Source organism: Sporosarcina sp. SAFN-010, assembly GCF_059415065.1.
Window position 1 is genome coordinate 81,915 of sequence record NZ_JBPFDS010000007.1, and the last position, 22,994, is coordinate 104,908.

Below are 22,994 nucleotides of genomic sequence, written 5' to 3' on the forward strand. Positions count from 1 at the left end.
CATCATTCATATTTTCTTTTTTATGGTGGTGAGAAAAATTGAAGCGTGAAAAACCGAAATATAAAAAAATAGTGGATGCTGCTGTGTCAATTATTGCGCAGAATGGGTACCACCAAGCACAAGTGTCAAAGATCGCAAAAGAAGCAGGCGTCGCAGATGGAACCATTTACTTGTACTTCAAAAACAAAGAAGACATCCTCATTTCGGTATTTCAAGAGAAGATGGCTGTTTTTGCAGACTACGTAAAAGAAATTCTAGAAATGGATTTATCCGCTTCCGACAAGTTGTTTAAAATGATCGAGAACCACTTTAAAGTGCTGCATGACGATCGCAACTTAGCCATCGTCACGCAACTGGAACTACGGCAATCCAGCAAAGAACTCCGTTTTCGTATCAATGAAGTACTAAAAGAATACTTAACCTTATTAGATGCATTGTTACGCGAAGGAATCGAAAGTGGGGAGTTCTCTCCAGACCTCGACATCCGACTCGCTAGACAAATGGTTTTCGGCACAATCGACGAAACCACAACATCCTGGGTCATGAACGACCAAAAATACGACCTACTCGAACTAGCCCCAAGAGTACACAAACTACTACTCTCTGGGATGAAAGGGTAACTTGTTGCCATCTTTTATTCTAAATGTTATCACTATCGAAGAAAAGACTCGTTGATTGAAGCGTAAGGCGTCGACTCCGAAGGGATAAGCGAAGATTGAAGACCCCGCAAGGAGCAAAGCGACTGAGGAGGCTGAAATCGAGCCCCTCGGAAAGCGTACGCCTGAAGCGCAAATCAACACTGTGGAATCCTAATTTTTTAAACCAAATTGTCGCAACAAAGTGGAAAATCTTTATTTTTAATAAACTAGTATGCTATCATTGAAGGCGCTTCCATTTTACAAATCATCATAGCAAACCGTACTGAAAAAGGATGGGATGACATGGATTTTTTGAAAGTATCAATTGACCAAGGGGTCGCCGTCGCAACAATCAACCGCCCCCCTGCAAACGCACTCTCAAGAGCGCTCATTCTAGAAGTTGGTGACTTACTAGAACAACTGAAAGACATCGATGAAGTACGAGTCATCGTCCTTCACGGAGAAGGCAAATTCTTCTCAGCTGGAGCAGACATTAAAGAATTCACAACGGTCACTTCAGGAGCAGAATTCTCAAAACTGTCAGCAGACGGTCAACGCATCTTCGAGAAGTTGGAAACCTATCACAAACCAGTGATCGCAGCCATTCATGGCGCAGCGTTAGGTGGAGGACTTGAGCTTGCAATGGCTTGTCACATGCGTTTTGTAACTGAAAACGCAAAACTCGGTCTACCAGAGTTACAGCTTGGCCTGATTCCTGGCTTCGCTGGAACACAGAGACTTCCAGGGTACGTAGGGAAAGCCAAAGCAGCTGAAATGTTGCTGACGAGCGATCCGATTACGGGACTTGAAGCTGTGAAATGGGGACTCGCGAACCGCGTCTTTGCTGAAGACGTGTTGCTATCTGAAACGATGGCGATCGCACACAAAATTGCTAAGAAGAGCCCGGTAGCTATGAAGGCAGCATTGGCAATGCTTCAATTCACCAAAGACGATTCTTATAATAAGGGCGTCGAGGCAGAAGCGAATTCGTTTGGCGAAGTATTTGTATCAGAAGATGCCAAAGAAGGCATTCAAGCATTTATAGAAAAACGTGAACCTAAATTTAATGGACGATAATACGTCAAGGAGGTCTGCAGTATGAACATTTATGCTTTAGTAAAACGTACATTTGACACAGAGGAAAAAATTGTTGTAAAAAATGGTGCCATTCAAGAAGACGGTGCGGAATTCATCATTAATCCATACGATGAGTATGCTGTTGAAGAAGCGATTCAGGTCCGCGATGAGCATGGTGGCGAAGTAACTGTCCTTTCACTTGGTGGAGAAGACGCTGAAAAGCAGCTCCGTACAGCACTTGCGATGGGCGCTGACAAAGCGGTATTGATCAACACGGAAGATGACCTGGAGGAGATGGATGAATTCTCAGCAGCTAAAATCATCTCTGAATACTTAAAAGACAAAGATGCTGATTTGATCATTGCAGGAAACGTTGCGATTGACGGAGGATCAGGTCAAGTTGGACCACGTGTCGCAGAACTTCTCGGCATTAACTATGTCACAACAATTACTGATTTAAAGATTGACGGAACTTCAGCAACACTTGTCCGAGACGTTGAAGGGGACTCTGAAACTATCGAAACTTCATTGCCACTTCTCGTAACAGCTCAACAAGGGTTGAACGAGCCTCGTTACCCATCACTTCCAGGGATTATGAAGGCGAAGAAAAAGCCTCTTGAGGAATTGGAATTGGATGATCTCGATCTTGATGAAGATGATGTCGAGGCAAAGACAAAGACAATCGACATCTTCATGCCACCTGAAAAGGCAGCAGGGCGAGTACTTGAAGGCGATATCTCTGATCAGGTAAGTGAATTGGTAAATTTATTGAACAAAGAAGCGAAAGTCATATAATACCGGCAATTTAAACCGTTCTAGGAGGGACTCTATATGTCTAAAAATGTATTAGTACTTGGCGAAGCTCGTGAAGGCGAACTGCGTAACGTCTCATTTGAAACGATTGCTGCAGCAAAAACAATTTCAGAAGGCGGAACAGTTACAGCTGTTCTCCTTGGTGACTCTGTTGAAAATCTAGCTCAAGAAATGGTTCAATACGGCGCAGATCGCGTTGTCACAGTTGAACATCCTCACTTGAAGCAATATACGTCAGATGCTTACAGCCAAGCGTTCATGGCAGTCTATGAGCAAGAGAAGCCAGACGCAATTGTGTTGGGGCATACTGCGATGGGGAAAGACCTTTCTCCAAAGCTTGCAAGTAAACTAAGCTCTGGACTTATCTCGGATGTAACTAAAATTGAAGGAGAAGGCGATGCAGCTGAGTTCATCCGCCCAATCTATTCAGGTAAAGCATTTGAAAAAGTTCAAAGCAAGGGTGGACTTCTATTCATCACGATCCGTCCAAATAACATAGAACCACTTGCGAAAGATGAAAGCCGTTCAGGTGACGTTTCATCATTGACAGTCGATATTACAAATCTTCGTTCTGTTATTGCAAACGTTGTTCGTAAATCTACTGAAGGTGTAGATTTATCAGAAGCGAAAGTAATTATCGCTGGTGGACGCGGTGTGAAGAGTGAAGACGGATTTAAACCGCTTGAAGAACTTGCACATCTACTAGGTGGAGCTGTTGGAGCATCACGTGGTGCATGTGACGCGGATTACTGTGATTACTCCTTGCAAATCGGACAAACAGGTAAAGTAGTTACACCTGATTTGTACATTGCGGTAGGAATCTCAGGCGCAATCCAGCACATGGCTGGAATGTCGAATTCAAAAGTAATCGTTGCTATCAACAAAGATCCAGAAGCGAACATCTTTAAAGTAGCAGACTACGGTATCGTAGGCGACCTATTTGAAGTTGTGCCAATGATGATTGAAGAAGTTAAGAAACTAAAAGGTTCACCAGCTGTTTAATCAGTTGATGAAATAACGGTTCGATTTGAAAGAGCAGAAGTGGTTCCTTCACTTCTGCTCTTAAGTATGTGAGGATGAAATTGCGCTAGGAAGGTAGTAGGCAGATATTTCGCCTGTTGAATAGCTGCATGATATAATGACTTCATAGTTGTTACCTATAAAGGAGGACTTACCCAATGGCTATTTTGAATGCAACAGATGCAGATTTCACAGAGATAACTAATGATGGTGTAGTACTTGTTGATTTTTGGGCACCATGGTGTGGACCTTGTAAGATGATCGCTCCAGTTTTAGAAGAGTTGGATGGCGAAATCGAAGGGAAAGCAAAAATCGTTAAAGTAAACGTGGACGATAACCAAGAAACAGCAAGCAAGTTCGGCATCATGTCAATCCCAACATTACTCGTTATGAAAAACGGCGAGACTGTTGATAAAGTGGTTGGCTTCCGTCCGAAAGAAGAACTCGCTAAATTGGTTGAGCAACACGCATAAGTTTACTATCTCAAACCGGGTCCCTTTTCTAGAGGAACCCGGTTTTTTTGGCAGGTGATTTTAGATGAATGAATTGATCCAAAATAAGCTAGCAATCCTTCCTGATATGCCTGGCTGTTATATGATGAAAGACCGTCAAGGGACTGTGATTTATGTGGGCAAAGCGAAAGTTCTAAAAAACCGCGTCCGCAGTTATTTCACAGGCTCCCATGATGCGAAAACACAGCGGCTTGTGACTGAAATCGAAGACTTCGAAACAATTATCACGTCTTCTGATATTGAAGCGCTGATCCTCGAATTGAATTTGATCAAACAATACGATCCAAAATACAACATCATGCTGAAAGATGATAAAACGTATCCGTACTTGAAGTTGACTGCTGAAAGACATCCTAAACTAATTGTCACACGCATTGTGAAAAAGGATAAAGGACGATATTTCGGACCGTATCCGAACGTTACGGCAGCGACGGAAACGAAGAAATTATTGGATCGGTTATATCCATACCGTAAGTGCCATACGCTTCCGGATCGTGTTTGTTTGTATTACCATTTAGGGCAATGTCTTGCACCTTGTGTGTACGATGTTCCTAAAGACACTTATAAAGAAATGACAGATGATATTGCTCGCTTCTTAAATGGTGGCTATAAGTCCATGAAAAAAGAGCTCACTCAAAAGATGAGTGATGCTGCTGAAAATCTCGAGTTTGAACGAGCAACTGAATATCGTGACCAAATCTCTAACATTGAAACCGTCATGGAAAAACAGACGATGACGATGCATGATTTCAAGGATCGAGATATTTTTGGCTATGCCGTTGAAAAAGGCTGGATGTGCGTTCAAGTATTTTTTGTGCGACAAGGAAAGCTTATTGAACGGGACGTCTCTCTTTTCCCGGTTTATCGAGATCCAGAAGAGGAATTGTTGACGTTCATTGGACAGTTTTATGGCAAACTATCGCATATTAAACCGAGTGAAGTGCTGTTGCCACCAGGAATTGACCGGGAGATCGTCGAACAATTGCTGGACGTACATGTATACATTCCTCAACGCGGAAAGAAAAAAGATTTGGTGCAGCTTGCAAATAAGAATGCATCCATTTCATTAAAACAAAAGTTCCAGTTAATCGACCGACAAGAAGAGCGGACGATTGGAGCTTGTGAAGAATTAAGCGATGCAATGAACATCTCAATTCCGCTACGCATCGAAGCGTTTGATAACTCACATACTCACGGAGTGGAGCCGGTTTCCGCGATGGTTTCCTTCGTCGATGGAAAGCCGAATCGCAAAGACTATCGGAAATACAAGACAAAAACCGCGGCAGCGCATGACGATTACGGCGCTATGCGCGAAGTCATACGCCGACGATATACGCGTGTCCTAAAAGACAATTTGCCATTACCAGATTTAATCGTTATCGATGGTGGGAAAGGGCAGATGGGCATTGCGCGGGAAATCATTGAAGATGAGTTAGGACTATCCATACCGATAGCCGGGCTTGCAAAAGATGATAAACACCAAACTGCGCAATTACTATATGGATCACCACCTGAGCTTATCCCATTAAAGCGTTCCAGTGAAGCTTTCTATTTACTTCAACGAATCCAAGATGAAGTCCACCGCTTCGCAATAACGTTTCACAGGCAACGTCGCGACACAGGTTCTCTTGTATCAGCGCTCGATGGATTGCCGGGAGTTGGTCCCAAGCGTAAGCAGAAATTACTGAAACACTTTGGTTCTGTGAAGAAAATTAAAGCTGCAACGAAAGAACAGCTTGTCGAAGCAGGGCTCCCTAAAGTTGTTGCGGAATCTGTAGTTGAATATTTTGCAGAAAAGAACAAGAGCGCTGAACAAGCGAAAGAGTAAAAGTAAAAGAACGGTTCCACTTGGGCCCGTTCTTTTTCATGAAGTGGACAGGTTTATTTCTACTAAAAGGCGTCGCGAAGGAGGAGTGCTCATAAAACAGGGGGAAGTGATCATAAATCGTAGAATGTGCTCATAAAACTGGAATTGTGATCATAAACCACGAAATATGCTCATAAACCCAGCAATGTGATCATAAACCTGAGAAAATGCTCATAAAGCACAAAAAGTGATCATAACTATCCGCAAGGACTTATCACGCGGCACGATTCACTGTAATTCAAGCTCTAACTCGCGCAAAATGTGCACTTAACCAATTAAAATCAATTGATGTTATGTGTGCTTCGCTGTGCGAAGCATTTAGTGATCAATCAGAGATGATTTGAGTCACTTTACTCCGATTAATCCCACGTGCAACCTCCAGCTACCACTTACAGCTAGTGATGTGCTCATAAAACAGGGGAAGTGATCTTAAATCTTAGAATGTGCTCATAAAACTGGGATTGTGATCATAACCTGCGAAATGTGCTCATAAACCCAGCAATGTGATCATAAACCTGAGAAAATGCTCATAAAGCACAAAAAAGTGATCATAACTATCCGCAAGCCCTTATCACGCGACGTGATTCTCACTACATCCAAGCTCTACCTCGCACAAATCATGCACTGAACCAATCAAAATTAAGCAATTATTGAAACCAAGCATAAACAAAGATGAAATTCCACACAAAAAACTGGAGGATGAGAAACCGCTCATCCTCCAGTCGAGTAATTATTTTTCTATCTTAAAGGTTTCATCCCAACGTACTTGCAAGATGATTTGTCCAGTTTTCTCATCTCGTGAGCCGTAACATTCCGTCAAGCAACCGTTCGCGATCTGGTATTGCTCAGCTATGAAACCGGACTCCAAGTGATACGAATCCTTCGTAGCTGGAGAAGTAATCCGTTCAGACAACTGATAGTCAGCTTCTTCCTTGCCTGAACTCACTAAACTCAATTCGCCCCAACCAGCTTCTTTAAAGAAGTCATGGATTTCATCGACGGAAAAGACAGGGAACTTACGGGCAATCTCTTTTCCCGCCCAATAAAGAATATCATCTTCATGTTTCCCGAGAATGCCAGGAATTACATGGTCTCTCAGTAGTTCGTAGCCGAATCGTGTCGGCTCTCCAGTTGATTCGTGTGCCAAATCGCGAGCATCCCTTTCGTATCTATCAAATTACCTCTCATGGTATGTCATTAGATTTGCAACTAAAAGGTCAATCATACAAGTTCGTCACCTTGACCTTCCCAATATGGAGGAGTACAATGTACATGTTATTATATTGTAACATGAAGAGACGGACCGTCAAACATTCGCTTGTCGTTTTATCAGGTAGAAAAAGACATCCGGCTCCGAAATAAGGGAGGGTAAATCACTTGGTGAGAGAATCAGAGTTTTACTGGCGCCGACTGCATTCATTGCTTGGAATTATTCCAATTGGTTTGTTTGTGACGCAACACTTAATCATCAACCATTTTGCAACAAAAGGTGCTGAATCATTTAACACAGCGGCGCACTTTATTGAAAACCTGCCGTTCATTTATTTCCTTGAATGGTTCGTCATCTACATACCGCTCATGTTCCACGCGTTTTACGGAGTGTATCTTGCATTTACTTCGAAGAACAACGTGCAACGTTATGGAACTTTCCGTAACTGGATGTTCATGTTGCAGCGTGTAACGGGAGTATTCCTTGTCATCTTCATTGCATGGCACATTTATGAAACACGTATCCAGAAATTATTTGGTGCGGAAGTTAACTACGATATGATGGCAGAGATCTTCCAATCTCCATTCATGATCGTGTTCTACGCGCTAGGTATTCTTGCGGCTACATTCCACTTGGCGAACGGCGTTTGGTCATTCCTAGTAACTTGGGGATTGGCACAATCACCACGCTCACAGAAGATTGTTACTTATGTAACACTAGGTATTTTTATAATTCTTTCTGTGATTGGAATGCGCGCACTATTTGCATTCGCTTAAGAAATACTACGTTATTATGTAAACTTTGAGGAGTGAAACAATAATGTCAAAAGGTAGAGTGATTGTCGTCGGTGGCGGTCTTGCCGGCCTAATGGCGACCATCAAGGCATCAGAAGAAGGCGTCGGAGTAGACTTGTTTTCCCTCGTTCCTGTAAAACGTTCTCACTCCGTTTGTGCTCAAGGCGGTATTAATGGCGCTGTAAACACAAAGGGTGAAGGGGATTCCCCTATGATTCACTTTGATGATACGATTTACGGAGGCGATTTCCTTGCGAACCAGCCCCCTGTAAAAGCGATGGCTGAAGCAGCACCAGGAATCATCCACTTGCTTGACCGTATGGGCGTTATGTTCAACCGTACTCCGGAAGGTCTATTGGACTTCCGTCGTTTTGGCGGAACAATGCATCACCGTACTGCGTATGCAGGTGCAACTACTGGACAACAGCTTCTTTACGCATTGGACGAGCAAGTTCGTGCGCAAGAAGTTGCGGGTCTAGTTCAGAAATTCGAACACTGGGAATTCCTCGGCATCATCATGGATGACGAAGGCGTTTGCCGTGGTATCAAAGCGCAGAACCTTAAAACTATGGAAATCAAAGCATTCCCTGGTGACGCTGTTATAATGGCAACTGGCGGACCTGGAATCATCTTTGGTAAGTCGACGAACTCTGTCATCAACACAGGTTCAGCAGCTTCCATCGTTTATCAACAAGGGGCAAAATATGCAAACGGAGAATTCATCCAGATTCACCCGACTGCAATTCCTGGAGACGACAAACTTCGTCTCATGAGTGAATCTGCACGTGGTGAAGGTGGCCGAATTTGGACATATAAAGACGGTAAGCCTTGGTACTTCCTAGAGGAGAAATATCCGGCATACGGAAACCTCGTGCCACGTGACGTTGCGACGCGTGAAATCTTTGACGTGTGTGTAAACCAGCGCCTTGGTATCAACGGAGAGAACATGGTATACCTCGATTTGTCTCACAAGGATCCTAAAGAGCTTGATATCAAGCTTGGCGGAATCATTGAGATCTACGAGAAATTTACTGGGGATGACCCACGTAAAGTTCCTATGAAAATCTTCCCGGCTGTCCACTATTCAATGGGCGGACTTTGGGTCGATTACGAACAGCACACATCTATCCCAGGCCTATTTGCTGCGGGTGAATGTGATTACTCACAACACGGTGGTAACCGTCTAGGTGCCAACTCACTGCTATCTGCCATCTATGGCGGAATGCTTGCTGGACCAGAAGCCGTTAAGTATATGAAGGGTCTGAAGCACTCTGCAGACGATATGCCTTCTAAGATCTTCGATGACGCTGTGAAAGAAGAGCAAGTGAAGTGGGAAGCGATCCTCAACATGAAGGGAACTGAGAACGCATATGTGATTCACCGCGAACTTGGGGAACTGATGACTGAGAATGTAACGGTAGTTCGTTATAATGATCGTTTGGAAGCTACGGACAAAAAGATTCAAGAATTGCTTGAGCGTTGGGAAAACATCAACATGACAGATACACAGCAATGGTCGAACCAAGGTGCGACATTCACTCGTCAGTTGAAAAACATGCTTTACTTGGCTCGTGTCATCACTCTTGGTGCACTGAACCGTAACGAAAGCCGTGGGGCTCACTACAAGCCTGATTTCCCAGAACGTGATGATGAGAACTTCTTGAAGACGACAATTGCGACGTTTGACGGTGAATCTGCACCGATCTTAACGTATGAAGACGTGGATGTTTCACTGATTCCACCTCGTAAACGTGATTATTCTTCATCTAAATAAACTAGACGCGACTCGAGTAAGACGATAATTTCGCATCGAAAGGAGACTGACGGAAATGAGTGAACACCAAACAGCTGTTCAAGAACAGGCAGCTCCCGCTAAAACCGTATTATTCGAAATCCAACGGCAAGATACACCTGAATCTGCGCCGTATATGGAATCTTTCGAAGTCCCATATAAAGCCAACATGAACGTCATTTCTGCTTTGATGGAAATCCGACGTAACCCAGTGAACGCAAAAGGTGAAAAAACGACGCCAATCAACTGGGACATGAACTGTCTAGAAGAAGTTTGTGGAGCATGTTCAATGGTCATCAACGGACGTCCACGCCAGTCGTGTACAGCGTTGGTGGATCAGTTAACACAGCCGATTAAATTAGAGCCGATGCGTACATTCCCAGTCGTTCGTGACTTGGTTGTCGATCGTGAAGGCATGTTCGATTCTCTTAAGAAAATCAAAGCATGGATTCCTATTGATGGTACGTATGATCTTGGAGAAGGACCACGTATGCCTGAGCGTAAGCGCCAGTGGGCATATGAGCTTTCGAAGTGTATGACGTGTGGAGTATGTCTAGAGGCATGCCCGAATGTTAACGATCAAACAAACTTCATGGGACCATTTGCGATCTCACAAGTCCGTTTGTTCAATACACATCCAACGGGTGCACAGAACAAGGATGAGCGTTTGTCAGCGTTGATGACAGATGGCGGTCTTGGTGAGTGCGGTAACTCACAGAACTGTGTAGTGGCTTGTCCGAAGGGGATTCCTTTGACAACTTCTATTGCGGCGATGAACCGTGCGACAACTGTACAAATGTTTAAGAACTTCTTCGGAAGTGACCATATGGTAGACTGATGTCTACTTGAAGAGTGTCCGGAAAGTCAGCGAGAGCTGATTTTCTGGGCTTTTTTGTTGGAATGAATTCTTGGGCGGTGTTGATTTACACTGCAGACGGACGCTTTCCGCGGGCTTGATCTCAGCCGCTTCCATCGCTACGCTCAGTCCAGGGTCTTCGATCTTCGCTAATTCCGCAGGAGTCGCCGTCTTCCGTTTAAATCAACGGATTGGAGTAGGCGACGACTTATACTTTCATCATAAAAACTACTTCAAGTGACAGTTTTATCTCTCTGAATTGATAGAAGGATTGTAGACAACATAAATCATAAAGAGTTAACCATTAGAGGGAATCACTACTTATCGTCTGAGTTGTTTGATATAATGGGAGAATGAATGGTCATTCACTTTATAGACTGGGGGAGAATAGAATGAAGCAGAGTTATATAAAGAATTTTGACGAGTGGGAAGAGGGGTTTCGGTTTTCGGCGCCGATGCGGGTTCGGTTTTCGGAGACGGATATGTTTGGGCATCTGAATAATACGGTGACGTTTGCTTATTTTGAGCAGGCGCGGATTGACTATTTAAAAAGTTTGGGATTGATGAATGATTGGCTGGATCCGCAGGGGGAACGCATTCCGGTTGTGGCGGACCTACAGTGTGATTATATGAAGCAAGTGTTTTTTGATGAATCAATTGATGTGTATGTGAAAGCGGAGTCGATTGGGAAGAGTTCCGTCGATATTCATTATATGGCGAAGAATGCGAAGGGTGACGTCGTGTTCACTGGACGGGGTGCGATGGTGCAAATCTCGAAGAAGACGGGCTCGGGTGTCGCTTGGACAGAAGAGGAAAAGGATTTGTTCTACGAAAGAACTAGGAATTAAGCCGGCACAGCCTCTCCCTACTTGGAATACTGTAAAGGGAAACCGAATAGGAGGGGCGCGTCTTGATGGAGGAGTTAAACAACCGATCTGTTCTCACTGGTAGGGAACGTGAAATTTTCACATTGCTCATAGCCGATCATACAACGAAAGAAATTGCGGGAAAGCTTGGGATTAGTGAAAAAACTGTCCGCAATCACATTTCAAATACAATTCAAAAGCTTGGCGTTTCTGGTCGAGCACAAGCGATGATAGAATTGCTTAGACTCGGCGAGCTCAGTTTGAATTAGTATCTGTACGCTATTAAAAAGGTTGCGGAGATTTTTGCAACCTTTTTTTCTTTGTCATTCATTTACATTGTAATTTGTGAGGCGGTAGGATCCAATAGGTTGTGCTAAACTAAATCTATATCAAGATTTTAACGAACGCATTTAAAAGGAGGAATAGGTGATGAAATCGATTACTAAAAAACGGACGAAGGCATATTTCATTGACTTGGCGATATCCACTGCCGTAGTAGGCGTGGCTGAATACTTTCTCCGAAAAAAGGTGAAGAATGAAGCAATTCATGCTCTCGTGACGCCATCCGTTGTCGCGTGTACTCTCGAATGTGCTCAACTACTTAGAAGTGGACAAACTGTCGGCTATAAGAAAATGGGATTGGTATTGGAAAGGGAAAATGGGTCCGATTTGAGCACCAATCAGATTATAAAAAGAACGTTCTATCGTGATACTTTCAGTACGTTTCAGTTCATTAGGAATCGCCAAGAGTTTGAAAAAAGCAGTGGGGAAATATTACCACATGATTCCTATGCAAGAACAGTTGTCAAAGAAGTATAATAAGTAGGTGATGGATGAGTGCATCTGGCATTGTCGAATCTTTAAAATGTGACAATCTCGTGGAGTCAAGCCTTCTAAGTGGTGCATTGACTATTCCGGCGATTAGTTATGTATTGCATTTTTGAAGATTAAAGAGGAAAATAATAAGCAAACTCATGATTTGGAGCTGGTATCATTGACAAAAAAAGTCACAGCGAATCTTGAAGAAATTCACCAAATGGAGAAAGATTTGCGTTACATTGCAGCGATTATTAAACAACAAGGGCGTCAGATACTAAGTAATTATACCATTACACCTCCTCAATTCATCGCACTACAATGGTTGTTTGAGCATGGAGATATGACCATTGGGGATCTGTCGAACAAAATGTTTTTAGCATTCAGTACGACAACTGATTTAGTCGATCGAATGGAAAAGAATGAATTGGTGAAACGAGTACGTGACGAAAAAGATCGTCGTGTCGTACGGATTCATTTATTAGCAGAAGGCGAGCGCGTAATCGAAGAAGTAATCGATAAGCGACGTGACTACTTACAAGATGTCGTGAAAGATTTTAACCCAGAAGAATTGTCAACGTTTACTGAACTACTATCAAAACTACACGTGGAAATGAGCACAGAATAACATGAAAGAATTCTCAGATTTACCAATCGGCATTATCGACTCAGGAGTGGGCGGCCTTACAGTGATGGACGAGCTCCTGAATCGGATGCCGAACGAACAATTTCTATACATAGGAGATGACGCCCGCTGCCCGTATGGCAACCGGTCTCCACAAGAAGTCGTCAAGTTCACTCAAGAATTAATCAGTGCCCTCAACGAGTTCGGCGTTAAAATGGTAGTCATCGCTTGTAACACGGCGACCGCATTTGCGTTGGAACACGTACAACCTATGTTCAACTTTCCAATTATCGGTGTTATTGAACCAGGGGCACGTACAGCGGTTAAAAAATCCGTGTCAAAACAGATTGTCGTTCTCGGGACAAGTGGGACTGTGAAAAGCCAGGCATATGACCATGCGATTTTAGCATTGTCACCGGATGCATGCGTTCATGGGCTTGCGTGTCCTGAATTTGTTCCAATTGTGGAACGGGGCGTATATAAGTTGGCAGAGGCAGATCAAGTCGTCGAGAAGACGCTTGCGCCACTATCTTCCGAGACGTTCGATGCCGTGATTTTAGGTTGTACGCATTTTCCTTTGTTGTCGCATTTCATACGAAAGCACTTACCTGCAGAAACAGAGCTCATTACTTCGGGGTCTGCAACAGCGGATACGGCAATTCATATTTTGGATGAGTTACAGCTTCACCGGGAAGCGTCGACGAAACGAATTTCTACGTTCTATACGACGGGAAACCCAGCTCATTTTGCGTTAATCGTAAAAGATTGGTTACATATAGCGGATCCAGTTGTGGAGAAGCTAGTTCTTTAACGTGTAGTAGCTATCAAATTCACTAACCCGGCGTGCTGGTTGCCGGGTTTTTGCGTGGGTTTGAATAGATATGATAAGATGGATGGATGAAAAGAAAGAGGGAATATATGAATGAGACATGATGGACGAGCAGTTAACGCACTAAGAAATGTGCAGATTGAAAAAGATTATTTACTTCATCCCGAGGGATCGGTTCTGATCACAGTTGGGAATACAAAGGTGATTTGTAACGCATCTGTTGAAGACAGGGTACCCCCATTTTTGCGTGGAAGCGGAAAAGGTTGGGTTACTGCAGAATATTCAATGCTGCCAAGAGCAACGGGGCAACGGACACAACGTGAAGCAACGAAGGGGAAAATCGGTGGCCGTACAATGGAAATCCAGCGTTTGATCGGAAGAGCGCTACGTGCCGTAATTGACCTAGAGGCACTTGGAGAGCGTACGATTTGGATTGACTGTGACGTCATCCAAGCTGACGGTGGAACACGTACAGCGTCTATTACAGGCGCGTTTGTTGCGATGGCGCTAGCGACTGCAGGCATTGTGGAGCAAAAGAAATTACCTAAATTCCCAATTAATCAATACTTAGCTGCAACGAGTGTCGGGAAATCAGAACAAGACGAACTTATCCTCGATTTGGATTACATCGAAGATTCCTCTGCAGCAGTAGACATGAACGTTGTCATGACGAGCAATGGTGAGTTTGTTGAGTTACAAGGTACAGGAGAAGAGTCTACATTTACACGCAAAGAGATGAATGGATTACTAGACCTTGCTGAAAACGGAATCCAACAATTGATCGACCTACAAAAACTAGCACTCGGACCGATTTGTGACATGATCGAATCTAAAGAGGAGGCTGCACAATGAAACAAATTTTAGTCGCAACGAACAATAAAGGGAAAGTGAGAGACTTTGAACAGTTGTTCAAACCTCATGGTATCGAAGTGATTTCTCTGAAAGATTTGGACGAGCCGATCGATGTCGAGGAAACAGGAACGACTTTCGAAGAGAATGCAATTCTGAAAGCAGAGGAAACTGCGAAGATTCTAGGTAAATGGGTCATTTCAGATGACAGTGGTCTTGAGATTGATGCATTAAACGGCGAACCAGGGGTCTACTCGGCCCGTTATGCAGGGGAACCGAAAGACGATGAGGCCAATATCGATAAAGCGTTAAACGGCCTTAAAGACGTTCCTGAAGGCTCTAGAGACGCACGCTTCCGTTGCGTGTTAGCTATTGCAGGACCTGGAATCGAAACAAAAACGTTTTCTGGAAGTTGTGATGGTTCAATTCTTTTTGAACGTCATGGGGAGAATGGCTTCGGGTACGATCCGATTTTCTTCGTACCTTCAGAAGGAAAAGCGATGGCGGAGTTGACGCCAGCTGAAAAAGCAGCGATTTCACACCGTGGCGTAGCGATGCGCAAATTCGAAAAAGAACTTCCGAATCTGATTGGCGAGGCGGGGATGAACGCATGAAACTGATCGTAATGAGCGATTCACACAGTGATCAGGAAACGATTCAAGCAATCCGCAACCGGGAAACCGGTGCAGATGCATTTTTCCACTGTGGGGATAGTGAATTGGCGGTAGATGCGGACATCTTACAAGGCATGGAAATCGTTCAAGGCAACTGTGACTGGAACGCCGCGTTTCCTGAATCAGTGGTTGCTGAAGTGGACACTCAAAAAGTCTTGATGGTCCACGGTCACCAACATGGCGTGAAACAATCGCTCATGCAGCTGAAATACGCTGCAGAGCAAGTAAACGCCAACATCGTCCTGTTTGGGCACTCGCACCTATATGGAGCGGAATTGCAAGATGGTGTGCTCTACGTGAATCCAGGGAGTACGTTACTTCCTAGAGGTGGACGAGTGGCAACGTATGCAGTTATCGAACAAGAGGATTCGCTCAAGGTGACTTTCCGCAGTCCAGACACTGGAGAAGCGGTAGAAAAAGTTATTTTCACAACAAATTAAAAACCTGTTGACTTCTATTCATTTTTTGCATATAATAAAACCTGTCGTTCAAATCATTTATGAATTTGACGCAGTTGTCTCAGTAGCTCAGCTGGATAGAGCAATGCCCTTCTAAGGCATCGGTCGGGGGTTCGAATCCCTCCTGGGACGTAATAGAAAGTGAAAACACCGAATCTGTTGATGGATAACAGATTCGGTGTTTTTTTGTGTTCTAAAGAGAGCTGTGCAGGACACAACTCCAGAAGTATTCAAATTGGTGTTCGAGTTGGTGATACACAGGCGGCGATTATTCTGATTCATCTTCTATAAGTTCAACTAATTTATCTTCGACTACTTTCAATACAGGCATTTTAAAGGCTGAGCTCATGTATTCATAAGACTCTTTCAATTCCTCCACTGTATCATCAACTAATAGATTATGGCTTTCCGCCCATGCGTAAGGAGTATTATTCTCGTCATAATGGACTTCGTGTATTTCGAAGTATGGCTCGTCAAACGAATTGGTTAACTTCAATATTCTATAATTCCAGTACATTCTTAGCTCCTTCTTTCTCAACTGTTATGTATTCTCAATTTTAAGGAAGCGTGTCTGAGTAAAAAACATTGTGCCATCCGACCGCGTGTCGTCAAAATAGAAACGAACCTGTAAAATAAGCTACCAATTTAAAAGTAGGTGCGCGGAAAAATTATCAATGTTTAAACAGACATGAAAGTTTCTTGCACAGGCATATAACACTACACTGCATGGAAACAGATGAAAGTGGCATTAGACCATCCCTATGGTTGTTCCTTCACTAAAGTATTTACGTGAGAGGAACACATAGGTCACAGTAAATGATCAGAAATATGTATCTGCACTGACTATGAGCTGTCTATCATGTCAAAGTAGACAACATGATAGCTGTAGTGAGGTGAAATGCAATGGCTACCTAAGTAAATCTACTATTTCTTCTTCAGTCAAGCTGCTCCATTGGCCGATCTCTAGTGATCCGAGCTGAATATGCTTAATTCGAACTCTCTTTAAGTGTCTGACAGTATACTGAAAATGTCTGCACATTCTACGGATTTGTCGATTTAATCCTTGGGAGAGTGTTATCCGAAACGTATAATCATCAAGCTGAAGTACAGAGCAAGCATTGGTTCTGGAAATGCCTTTTCTTCTAGGATTGTAAATATCCACACCGTTTGATAAACCGACTAGAAAAGACTCTGTAATCCTTTTGTCAACGGTTACTAGATACTCTTTTTCCTCATTGTTTTCTTCTTTCATTAACTTATTTACAACGCTTCCGTCGTTTGTTAATAGAATAAGGCCTTCGGTTTCTTTGTCTAGACGTCCGACCGGGAAAATACGTTCTGGATAGGCTATATAGTCAATAATATTATTTTCAATAGTAGGTGAGGCTGTACAAATAATCCCGCTTGGTTTGTTAAACTTCAAATAGATTTTCTCGGATGTGTGTTTAATTCTGTGACTGTTTACTTCGACTACATCGTTCTCCTCAATAAAACATACATGACGTGCAATCTCGCCATTCACTAAAACTTTCTCAGCAGTAATAAATCGCTCAGCTTGTCTTCTGGAACAGAATCCAGAGGAACTAATATATTGATTCAACCTCACATTTTTCGCTCCTTATGAACTGCTTCTTACCTCATGATACCACGTATGCATGTTTCCTGAATTCACAAGTTGAAACACATGACCAGAACGATCAAAAGTAGGTGCTGTGTGCTGAACAATCATGAATGTTTAAACAAACATGAAAGTTTCTTGCACTGGCACCAAACACTAACTTCCATAAGAGACACCTACGCCATTGCGTGTAGATTCCACTGAACGGATCACTCACTTTATTGTGGATGGTTTTCTTTTGGGAATTTCAAAGGACTTTCTTCTTTTATGTCGAATAGTGACATTTGAAGGAGGGAGATATCTGTGAGACTTAGAGAAATAAAAAAGATTTTGGAAGAGAATATTTTTAATTTAGAAATAAAATACAAAAGGGATGCTCAAAAGGGTACCAATGAAATTACAGATGTTCACAAAATTTATGTAAGCGTGATGAATTTGGCTGAGTTCAATTTCTTAGAAGAAGAAATAAAGAAATTAGAAAACATACCTAGTGTATTCAATAATAAAAATGATAAAATTATTGTTGAAGATTCAACTTTTAGACATTTTGAAAGCATTGTGAATAACATTATTATGAAGGTCAAGGCCGTTATTTTTGCTATTCGTGATGCAATACCAGAACAAAGCCAGAATTCTGTAAGTATAAAACTACCAAACTCAATTGACTTAGTAAAAGTGTCAGATTCAATTAAGAAGATTAATAATATTCTAAGTCAGAGTTTAGTAGGGAAATATAAGAGTACTGTGAAACTTCAGAACTTTGATTCAGGTTCGAATTGGATAGAAGTAGTACTACAAAATACTGATGCAGTTGTATTATTCGGTTCTATTGTCAAACATACACTTAGTTATGTAAGAGAAGAATATATGCAGTGGAGAATTACAAAAAGCAAAATTGATAATACGAATATAGAACAATCGGCTAAGGAGCTAGTTTTAAAGGCCTTAGAAGATACTATAAAGACTCAAGCCAGGTTGCATGCAAAAGTTATCACTGAAGAATTTGAAATAACCGCTAATCAACAAGAGTATGAAAATGGTTTAACTCATTCAATTCAAGCTTTAGCTGAATTAATTCATGAAGGAGCGGAAGTTCATACTGCACTAAATGCTCCCCTAGAAGTTAAGGATGCTTATCCTGATGAGAAGGAAATTAGAAACTTTATAGATACTAAAATGAAATTGCTTCCTGATGCTACGGAAACGATAATTGAAGATATGGAACAAATAGACGAAAATCCAGAAATAGACGATTCTGAAGAAACTTAAACAACTAAATACAGTGATGGAATAATACAAAGGTACAGATTTTGATTATTAGTTAGGTCGATTTTTTTTTGGGAGTAGCTTTGAAAATACTTTACTACCTGATAAGGTTTTAATCCCAATTTGGATGTCATAAGGAAAAGAACTTCGGAGGGGACGGAATGGCAAAAACGTTCAAAGAAATTCGAGAAGAGACCAAAGCAACAAAGCAACAAATCAGAAGACAAAAAGTAGGTGTCTGTGCGCGAAGCAATCATGAAAGCTTCTTGCACAGTCACCTAACACTAATAGGGTTCGGACCCACGGAACGCTAGATTATCTAACGCCTATTGAGTACCGATTAGGGACCTTATATAAATTGTCCGATTTAGTGTTGACAAGCCCCAATTTAATTTCCAAGTATTTATTTAGGATGAAAACTAAATGAAGTAAAAGTAGGTGCCTGTGCGCAGAATAATCATGAATTTTTAAACAAACATGAAAGTTTGTTGCACAGGCACCTAATATTAGGTAGGCAGGATTTTCCTCTCTTTTTGTCGAAAGTTGTGACATATGGGGAGGTGATAAATGTGCAGGAAATAAGTTTAGATGAACTGATTACTAATTCGGTAGAGTATTTCCTATCATCAGTATATGATGAAGAAGACTTTTTTCAGGAAGGTACTGAACTTGAGATTCTTAGTAGTGAAGGTAAAGATCACTTGAAGAATTCTATCGTAAGAATGGTTAATGCAAAATTGATAGTAGCTAAAGAAGAAGCACGAAAATTGTTGTTAGAGCGTGAAGTAATATCTACTCTTTTAAAGTATATTGAAACCAAAGAAGGGACACGCGATAACCTAAACGAAAGAAAAGAAAAAGTTCAAATAGAATATCAAAATAGATACAAAGACGTAAGGAAGCTAGAAACACTATTGAATTATTTTGGTTGATTATCTAAAGAACGTCCAAACGGGTGTTCTTTTTGTTTACCCAAAAACAGATAAAAGGGGTCGTGGGGTGAGATATCACAAAAGTTGAGGTGGGTGACAGCATGTATGACATGTGCGCAGAACAATTATGAATGTTTATACAAACATGAAAGTTTCTTGCACAGGCACCGAACACTTATATTGTGAGTCATTTCCTATCGTCATCTTCAACTGATGTAACAAACTTTTCCGCTGTATGGGATGATACTAATCATGAGGTTGTCGTCACACTTTCAATCACTTCACAAGATGGTGACAGGGGTGTATTCAGCAAAGAAAATAAATTCGATGCAGATAGAAATCCACTTTATTCTGCGACAACTGCTATCTATAATGCTGGTGTTTGGACAAACGCTACAAATTGATATTTGATTAAAAATGAAGACGCTTAGATTGAACCTCGCCATTTTGGCGGGGTTTTCTTGCGCATTCAGACCATAATGCGTCGAAATGAAAATTAAAGGAATTCTTCCTCTTTTGTTGAATTGGGAATTGAGGTGAAAAGTATGAAGGAGATTCACAAATCTATTACACAATCCGCAGTTTTATCAGATGATGAAAGATACAGGTTTCTTTTAAAAAGAGTTTGGGATGAGAGCAAAAAAAATGCGACTCTTATTATGTTAAATCCAAGTAAAGCGAATTTGTTGAAGAGTGATATGACAATCACTAATACTATGAATTATTTAATTGATAAGGACTTCGGTAGTATGACCGTTGTTAACTTATTCCCGCTTATGGCAACTTCCCCCAAAAATCTAGTAGGGCATAAAGAAGATTTTAAAAAGGAAAATGATAAATTCATTTTAGAGGCATGTGAAAATGCTGACAGTATTTTTGTAGGATGGGTAAGAGGGGAAAACAAAAATAGAGTCAAAGAAGTAGAATTAATAATAAGAAGATATTCTGACAAGGTTTATTGTTTCCAAGATGAAAAAGGTATTAAACCAAGACATCCAAGAAATATTACTGACAAGTGGTCAGTTCATAAGTATTTTAGGGATGACACCTTTCACAGTTACTAAAACGTCCTCATCGGACGTTTTTTTAATACCAATAAATAGAGAGAATTAGGTGCACGGAACAATCATGAATGTTTAAACAAACATGAAAATTTCTTCCGCAGGCGCCTAACACTAATCTCCTTAAAGTTTGTATGTCATAGCGTTACTAGGTGGATGCATGAATTCGATTTAATTGACATAAAAACATGAAAAAGTGCACGCCTTAACATCAGAAACGATTCGATATTTTTTTGAGTTATACAGTGCACAGAAGTGTTTTCACTTTACATTACGTCCCAGGAGGGATTCGAACCCCCGACCGATATCTACGTAGGACATCCTCTAAAAGTAGGTGCCTGTGCGCGAACAATCATGAATTTTTCTTGCACAGACACCTAATACTTGTTACTCAACGTGCCCATAGGTAATAGATTGAAGATAGTCATTGCTGCAACAGCAATGACTATCTTCGCTAGTTCGGCTCTCGTGCTTCAACGGCGATTGCATGAGCAAGAAAAGAGGATAAGTTAGTGAAGTAGTGAAAGTCAGCAGGAAGGAGTAAGTACATTTATCTACTCCTTTTTTATTACTTTTATATGATAAAAAACTACAATAATTAGACGGGATGGCTGAAAATGAGACAAGAGTTAATGTACGCTTAATCCATTACGAAAGAAGATGACAAGAACGAACGGCATCCCGGTAATTATAATGTGGTTCACTTCGATGCTTGTTGCATTAAAATCTATTCCGAAAGAATGGTGTTTTCTTCAAAGTGATACACAGAGGGATGGCAATTAGCAGACCGACTGCGCTTTGAATGAGGTCCCCTGGTACAGATGCCAGTGGTGCCGCCCAGTTGTTATACATGATGGCTTGCCCGATGTAGTACACTGCGAGCATGACCGGTGTGGAGGCGACGCCTGCCAGGATGTTGAGTTTACTATTATCTCCCCGGTGGCCATTCGACCATGCAATTTTCCCCACGATATAGCCTTGCAGAGCCCTCGCGATGATAGTCGTGGGCGCCCAGATGATCCAGCCGCCGAAGATATCGAACAAACCCATGCCGATCGCTCCGGCCAGCGCTCCCTTTTTCGGGCCGAAAAGAATCGCGGCGATGAACAGTGCGCCTGTGCCTAAATGGATGAGGCCCCCTTGTCCAATCGGAAGCTTGATGTTAATGAAGACAGTGGACACTAATACGATGGTCGACAGAATGGCTGTCAACACTAGATCCATTGTTTTTGTACGTAACTGAGTCGATGTTTGGTGTTGTACCGTTTGCATACGGACATTCATCTCCTTGCTTTATAGAATGTTGATACTTTTTAGTTTACTGAATGGCTGACCATTGAAACAGTGCCAGTTTTATTAAATTGTTAGAGGTCAGTTATGAGAGGAAGAAATGGAGATTCTATATATTCTTGCTTACCCTTACTTATGGTACGATGGAAGAAGTGCAAGTACTGAAGAGTGAGAGGGGGAGTTCTATTGAAAAAAGTTGCGATCATCCAAGATATGTCTTCATTTGGAAAATGCTCGCTCACAGCAGCCATTCCAGTATTATCTGTCATGGGGGTGCAGGCAGTCCCTCTGCCAACTGCTATTTTGACGTCTCAGACAGAATACCCGAGCTATTTTTGTGAAGACTTAACGTCGAGGATGACTCATTTTACAGACGAGTGGAGCAAGATGGGCGTTGAATTTGATGGTATACATACAGGTTTCGTGACAGGAAAAGAGCAAATTGAAAATATCTTTTCTTTTTTACGTACGTTCTACAAGGAAGAGACAATGCTTCTCGTGGACCCGGTCATGGGCGACAGGGGACAGCTATATGATGTGTTTACTAGGGAGTTAATTGGCTATATGAAGGAGCTGGTGAAGCGTGCAGATGTCATTACACCAAACGTGACAGAATGCTGTTTACTAACAGGTCTGTCGTATGACAAACTGCAAATGTACCAGACGAGTGAGGATTATGTTGCCGCCATTGAGGAGGCTGGCCGGCAGCTGCAGTCAGAAACAAAAGCCAAGATTATCATTACCGGTTTGAATCCGCCGGCCCTTTCAGAAACAAAATTTGTCGGCAACATGTATATGGATGACTCCAGCTCGTATCACAGTCTTCAAGAATATAACGGTAAGAGTTATTCCGGAACGGGTGATTTAATTGCCTCAGTCCTGATGGGCGGTATGATGCGCGGTCAAAATCTGGTAGAGACCATGCAGCTCGCAGAAAAGTTTTTATCTGCCGCAATCCAGTCGACCTCAGAAGAGCATATTCCAACAGTTGCCGGTGTAAACTTTGAATCTCATTTGCGGATGCTGCTTTAACTTTTCTTCTTGTAATGATGCCTGTGTGAAAAACAATAGAATGCCATGCATCTAAATACGTATATGTCCTGCCCGCTAATCAGGATGATGCCTATAAAA

The 22,994-nt window shown here is 42.0% G+C and carries 26 protein-coding genes and 1 tRNA gene; 23 read left to right on the forward strand and 4 right to left on the reverse strand.

Translation table 11 applies throughout. The annotated features are described in order from the left end of the window. Positions 1 to 38: 38 nt before the first annotated feature. From fadR to uvrC, 6 genes are all read left to right on the forward strand, one after another. Entirely contained in the window at positions 39 to 620 is a 582-nt protein-coding gene (gene fadR / locus ACR65F_RS09725; RefSeq protein WP_025783266.1) for a fatty acid metabolism transcriptional regulator FadR, read from the forward strand. Between the two features lie 321 nt (positions 621 to 941). Continuing rightward, positions 942 to 1,715, forward strand: coding sequence for an enoyl-CoA hydratase (locus ACR65F_RS09730; protein WP_039044429.1), 774 nt, complete (start codon positions 942 to 944; stop codon positions 1,713 to 1,715). A 21-nt stretch (positions 1,716 to 1,736) separates the two neighbouring features. Then, complete coding sequence (locus tag ACR65F_RS09735; RefSeq protein ID WP_039044430.1) at positions 1,737 to 2,510, forward strand: electron transfer flavoprotein subunit beta/FixA family protein; 774 nt, start codon at positions 1,737 to 1,739, stop codon at positions 2,508 to 2,510. Between the two features lie 36 nt (positions 2,511 to 2,546). After that, on the forward strand, positions 2,547 to 3,530 hold the full coding sequence (locus tag ACR65F_RS09740; protein WP_039044431.1) for an electron transfer flavoprotein subunit alpha/FixB family protein: 984 nt from the start codon (positions 2,547 to 2,549) through the stop codon (positions 3,528 to 3,530). A 176-nt stretch (positions 3,531 to 3,706) separates the two neighbouring features. Continuing rightward, entirely contained in the window at positions 3,707 to 4,021 is a 315-nt protein-coding gene (trxA, locus tag ACR65F_RS09745; RefSeq protein ID WP_025783270.1) for a thioredoxin, read from the forward strand. Between the two features lie 64 nt (positions 4,022 to 4,085). After that, positions 4,086 to 5,888 (forward strand): excinuclease ABC subunit UvrC, encoded by a 1,803-nt coding sequence (uvrC, locus tag ACR65F_RS09750; protein WP_039044432.1) that lies wholly within the window; start codon positions 4,086 to 4,088, stop codon positions 5,886 to 5,888. Positions 5,889 to 6,657: 769 nt separating this feature from the next. Here uvrC and ACR65F_RS09755 read toward each other — a convergent pair. Next, the gene (locus ACR65F_RS09755) at positions 6,658 to 7,074 is read right to left on the reverse strand and encodes a YslB family protein (RefSeq protein ID WP_039042980.1); all 417 of its coding nucleotides are present in this window, start codon (positions 7,072 to 7,074) and stop codon (positions 6,658 to 6,660) included. A gap of 230 nt (positions 7,075 to 7,304) precedes the next feature. Between ACR65F_RS09755 and ACR65F_RS09760 the strand changes: the two genes are divergently transcribed. The 12 genes from ACR65F_RS09760 (at position 7,305) to ACR65F_RS09815 (ending at position 15,828) form a co-directional block, all read left to right on the forward strand. Then, entirely contained in the window at positions 7,305 to 7,913 is a 609-nt protein-coding gene (locus tag ACR65F_RS09760; RefSeq protein ID WP_039042979.1) for a succinate dehydrogenase cytochrome b558 subunit, read from the forward strand. Between the two features lie 43 nt (positions 7,914 to 7,956). Then, positions 7,957 to 9,705 (forward strand): succinate dehydrogenase flavoprotein subunit, encoded by a 1,749-nt coding sequence (gene sdhA, locus ACR65F_RS09765; RefSeq protein ID WP_440504277.1) that lies wholly within the window; start codon positions 7,957 to 7,959, stop codon positions 9,703 to 9,705. A gap of 55 nt (positions 9,706 to 9,760) precedes the next feature. Then, positions 9,761 to 10,561, forward strand: a complete 801-nt coding sequence (gene sdhB / locus ACR65F_RS09770; protein ID WP_125103200.1) for a succinate dehydrogenase iron-sulfur subunit — start codon at positions 9,761 to 9,763, stop codon at positions 10,559 to 10,561. A gap of 410 nt (positions 10,562 to 10,971) precedes the next feature. Continuing rightward, positions 10,972 to 11,427 (forward strand): acyl-CoA thioesterase, encoded by a 456-nt coding sequence (locus tag ACR65F_RS09775; protein ID WP_440504278.1) that lies wholly within the window; start codon positions 10,972 to 10,974, stop codon positions 11,425 to 11,427. Positions 11,428 to 11,492: 65 nt separating this feature from the next. Continuing rightward, a complete protein-coding gene (locus ACR65F_RS09780; RefSeq protein ID WP_025783277.1) occupies positions 11,493 to 11,714 on the forward strand; it encodes a helix-turn-helix domain-containing protein in 222 nt (73 codons plus the stop codon). Positions 11,715 to 11,874: 160 nt separating this feature from the next. Further along, a complete protein-coding gene (locus ACR65F_RS09785) occupies positions 11,875 to 12,264 on the forward strand; it encodes an RDD family protein (protein ID WP_440504279.1) in 390 nt (129 codons plus the stop codon). Between the two features lie 217 nt (positions 12,265 to 12,481). After that, positions 12,482 to 12,889, forward strand: a complete 408-nt coding sequence (locus ACR65F_RS09790) for a MarR family winged helix-turn-helix transcriptional regulator (protein ID WP_125103293.1) — start codon at positions 12,482 to 12,484, stop codon at positions 12,887 to 12,889. A gap of 1 nt (position 12,890) precedes the next feature. After that, positions 12,891 to 13,697, forward strand: coding sequence for a glutamate racemase (gene murI / locus ACR65F_RS09795; protein WP_440504280.1), 807 nt, complete (start codon positions 12,891 to 12,893; stop codon positions 13,695 to 13,697). 111 nt (positions 13,698 to 13,808) lie between these two features. Next, positions 13,809 to 14,567 carry a ribonuclease PH gene (gene rph, locus ACR65F_RS09800; protein ID WP_039042972.1) on the forward strand — a complete coding sequence of 253 codons (759 nt, stop codon included), beginning with the start codon at positions 13,809 to 13,811 and terminating at the stop codon, positions 14,565 to 14,567. Then, positions 14,564 to 15,178, forward strand: coding sequence for an XTP/dITP diphosphatase (locus ACR65F_RS09805; RefSeq protein WP_440504281.1), 615 nt, complete (start codon positions 14,564 to 14,566; stop codon positions 15,176 to 15,178). The genes rph and ACR65F_RS09805 overlap by 4 nt, the downstream gene beginning before the upstream one ends. Then, the gene (locus ACR65F_RS09810; protein ID WP_440504282.1) at positions 15,175 to 15,678 is read left to right on the forward strand and encodes a metallophosphoesterase; all 504 of its coding nucleotides are present in this window, start codon (positions 15,175 to 15,177) and stop codon (positions 15,676 to 15,678) included. The genes ACR65F_RS09805 and ACR65F_RS09810 overlap by 4 nt, the downstream gene beginning before the upstream one ends. 76 nt (positions 15,679 to 15,754) lie before the next feature. Beyond that, positions 15,755 to 15,828, forward strand: a tRNA-Arg gene (locus ACR65F_RS09815). Between the two features lie 136 nt (positions 15,829 to 15,964). On the opposite strand, the gene ACR65F_RS09820 is transcribed toward ACR65F_RS09815, so the two are convergent. Further along, positions 15,965 to 16,213, reverse strand: a complete 249-nt coding sequence (locus ACR65F_RS09820) for a hypothetical protein (protein WP_440504283.1) — start codon at positions 16,211 to 16,213, stop codon at positions 15,965 to 15,967. A gap of 390 nt (positions 16,214 to 16,603) precedes the next feature. After that, positions 16,604 to 17,302, reverse strand: a complete 699-nt coding sequence (locus tag ACR65F_RS09825; protein WP_440504284.1) for a pseudouridine synthase — start codon at positions 17,300 to 17,302, stop codon at positions 16,604 to 16,606. A 315-nt stretch (positions 17,303 to 17,617) separates the two neighbouring features. Here ACR65F_RS09825 and ACR65F_RS09830 point away from each other — a divergent pair, with 315 nt between their 5' ends. From ACR65F_RS09830 to ACR65F_RS09845, 4 genes are all read left to right on the forward strand, one after another. Then, positions 17,618 to 18,583, forward strand: coding sequence for a hypothetical protein (locus ACR65F_RS09830; protein ID WP_440504285.1), 966 nt, complete (start codon positions 17,618 to 17,620; stop codon positions 18,581 to 18,583). Positions 18,584 to 18,741: 158 nt separating this feature from the next. Beyond that, positions 18,742 to 18,894 (forward strand): hypothetical protein, encoded by a 153-nt coding sequence (locus ACR65F_RS09835; protein WP_440504286.1) that lies wholly within the window; start codon positions 18,742 to 18,744, stop codon positions 18,892 to 18,894. A 255-nt stretch (positions 18,895 to 19,149) separates the two neighbouring features. After that, positions 19,150 to 19,512, forward strand: a complete 363-nt coding sequence (locus tag ACR65F_RS09840; protein WP_440504287.1) for a hypothetical protein — start codon at positions 19,150 to 19,152, stop codon at positions 19,510 to 19,512. A 545-nt stretch (positions 19,513 to 20,057) separates the two neighbouring features. Beyond that, positions 20,058 to 20,576 carry a DUF1643 domain-containing protein gene (locus ACR65F_RS09845; RefSeq protein WP_440504288.1) on the forward strand — a complete coding sequence of 173 codons (519 nt, stop codon included), beginning with the start codon at positions 20,058 to 20,060 and terminating at the stop codon, positions 20,574 to 20,576. A gap of 717 nt (positions 20,577 to 21,293) precedes the next feature. Here ACR65F_RS09845 and ACR65F_RS09850 read toward each other — a convergent pair. Beyond that, positions 21,294 to 21,845, reverse strand: coding sequence for an ECF transporter S component (locus ACR65F_RS09850; protein WP_039042964.1), 552 nt, complete (start codon positions 21,843 to 21,845; stop codon positions 21,294 to 21,296). Positions 21,846 to 22,049: 204 nt separating this feature from the next. Between ACR65F_RS09850 and ACR65F_RS09855 the strand changes: the two genes are divergently transcribed. After that, the gene (locus ACR65F_RS09855; RefSeq protein ID WP_440504289.1) at positions 22,050 to 22,895 is read left to right on the forward strand and encodes a pyridoxamine kinase; all 846 of its coding nucleotides are present in this window, start codon (positions 22,050 to 22,052) and stop codon (positions 22,893 to 22,895) included. Positions 22,896 to 22,994 lie beyond the last annotated feature (99 nt).

Bases quoted from the DNA above. Each gene is read 5' to 3' on its own strand.
- ACR65F_RS09730 (WP_039044429.1), top strand. From the start codon at position 942: ATGGATTTTTTGAAAGTATCAATTGACCAAGGGGTCGCCGTCGCAACA.
- ACR65F_RS09735 (WP_039044430.1), top strand. From the start codon at position 1,737: ATGAACATTTATGCTTTAGTAAAACGTACATTTGACACAGAGGAAAAA.
- ACR65F_RS09740 (WP_039044431.1), top strand. From the start codon at position 2,547: ATGTCTAAAAATGTATTAGTACTTGGCGAAGCTCGTGAAGGCGAACTG.
- trxA (WP_025783270.1), top strand. From the start codon at position 3,707: ATGGCTATTTTGAATGCAACAGATGCAGATTTCACAGAGATAACTAAT.
- uvrC (WP_039044432.1), top strand. From the start codon at position 4,086: ATGAATGAATTGATCCAAAATAAGCTAGCAATCCTTCCTGATATGCCT.
- sdhA (WP_440504277.1), top strand. From the start codon at position 7,957: ATGTCAAAAGGTAGAGTGATTGTCGTCGGTGGCGGTCTTGCCGGCCTA.
- sdhB (WP_125103200.1), top strand. From the start codon at position 9,761: ATGAGTGAACACCAAACAGCTGTTCAAGAACAGGCAGCTCCCGCTAAA.
- ACR65F_RS09775 (WP_440504278.1), top strand. From the start codon at position 10,972: ATGAAGCAGAGTTATATAAAGAATTTTGACGAGTGGGAAGAGGGGTTT.
- ACR65F_RS09780 (WP_025783277.1), top strand. From the start codon at position 11,493: ATGGAGGAGTTAAACAACCGATCTGTTCTCACTGGTAGGGAACGTGAA.
- ACR65F_RS09785 (WP_440504279.1), top strand. From the start codon at position 11,875: ATGAAATCGATTACTAAAAAACGGACGAAGGCATATTTCATTGACTTG.
- ACR65F_RS09790 (WP_125103293.1), top strand. From the start codon at position 12,482: ATGGAGAAAGATTTGCGTTACATTGCAGCGATTATTAAACAACAAGGG.
- murI (WP_440504280.1), top strand. From the start codon at position 12,891: ATGAAAGAATTCTCAGATTTACCAATCGGCATTATCGACTCAGGAGTG.
- rph (WP_039042972.1), top strand. From the start codon at position 13,809: ATGAGACATGATGGACGAGCAGTTAACGCACTAAGAAATGTGCAGATT.
- ACR65F_RS09805 (WP_440504281.1), top strand. From the start codon at position 14,564: ATGAAACAAATTTTAGTCGCAACGAACAATAAAGGGAAAGTGAGAGAC.
- ACR65F_RS09810 (WP_440504282.1), top strand. From the start codon at position 15,175: ATGAAACTGATCGTAATGAGCGATTCACACAGTGATCAGGAAACGATT.
- ACR65F_RS09820 (WP_440504283.1), bottom strand. From the start codon at position 16,213: ATGTACTGGAATTATAGAATATTGAAGTTAACCAATTCGTTTGACGAG.
- ACR65F_RS09835 (WP_440504286.1), top strand. From the start codon at position 18,742: ATGGCAAAAACGTTCAAAGAAATTCGAGAAGAGACCAAAGCAACAAAG.
- ACR65F_RS09845 (WP_440504288.1), top strand. From the start codon at position 20,058: ATGAAGGAGATTCACAAATCTATTACACAATCCGCAGTTTTATCAGAT.
- ACR65F_RS09850 (WP_039042964.1), bottom strand. From the start codon at position 21,845: ATGCAAACGGTACAACACCAAACATCGACTCAGTTACGTACAAAAACA.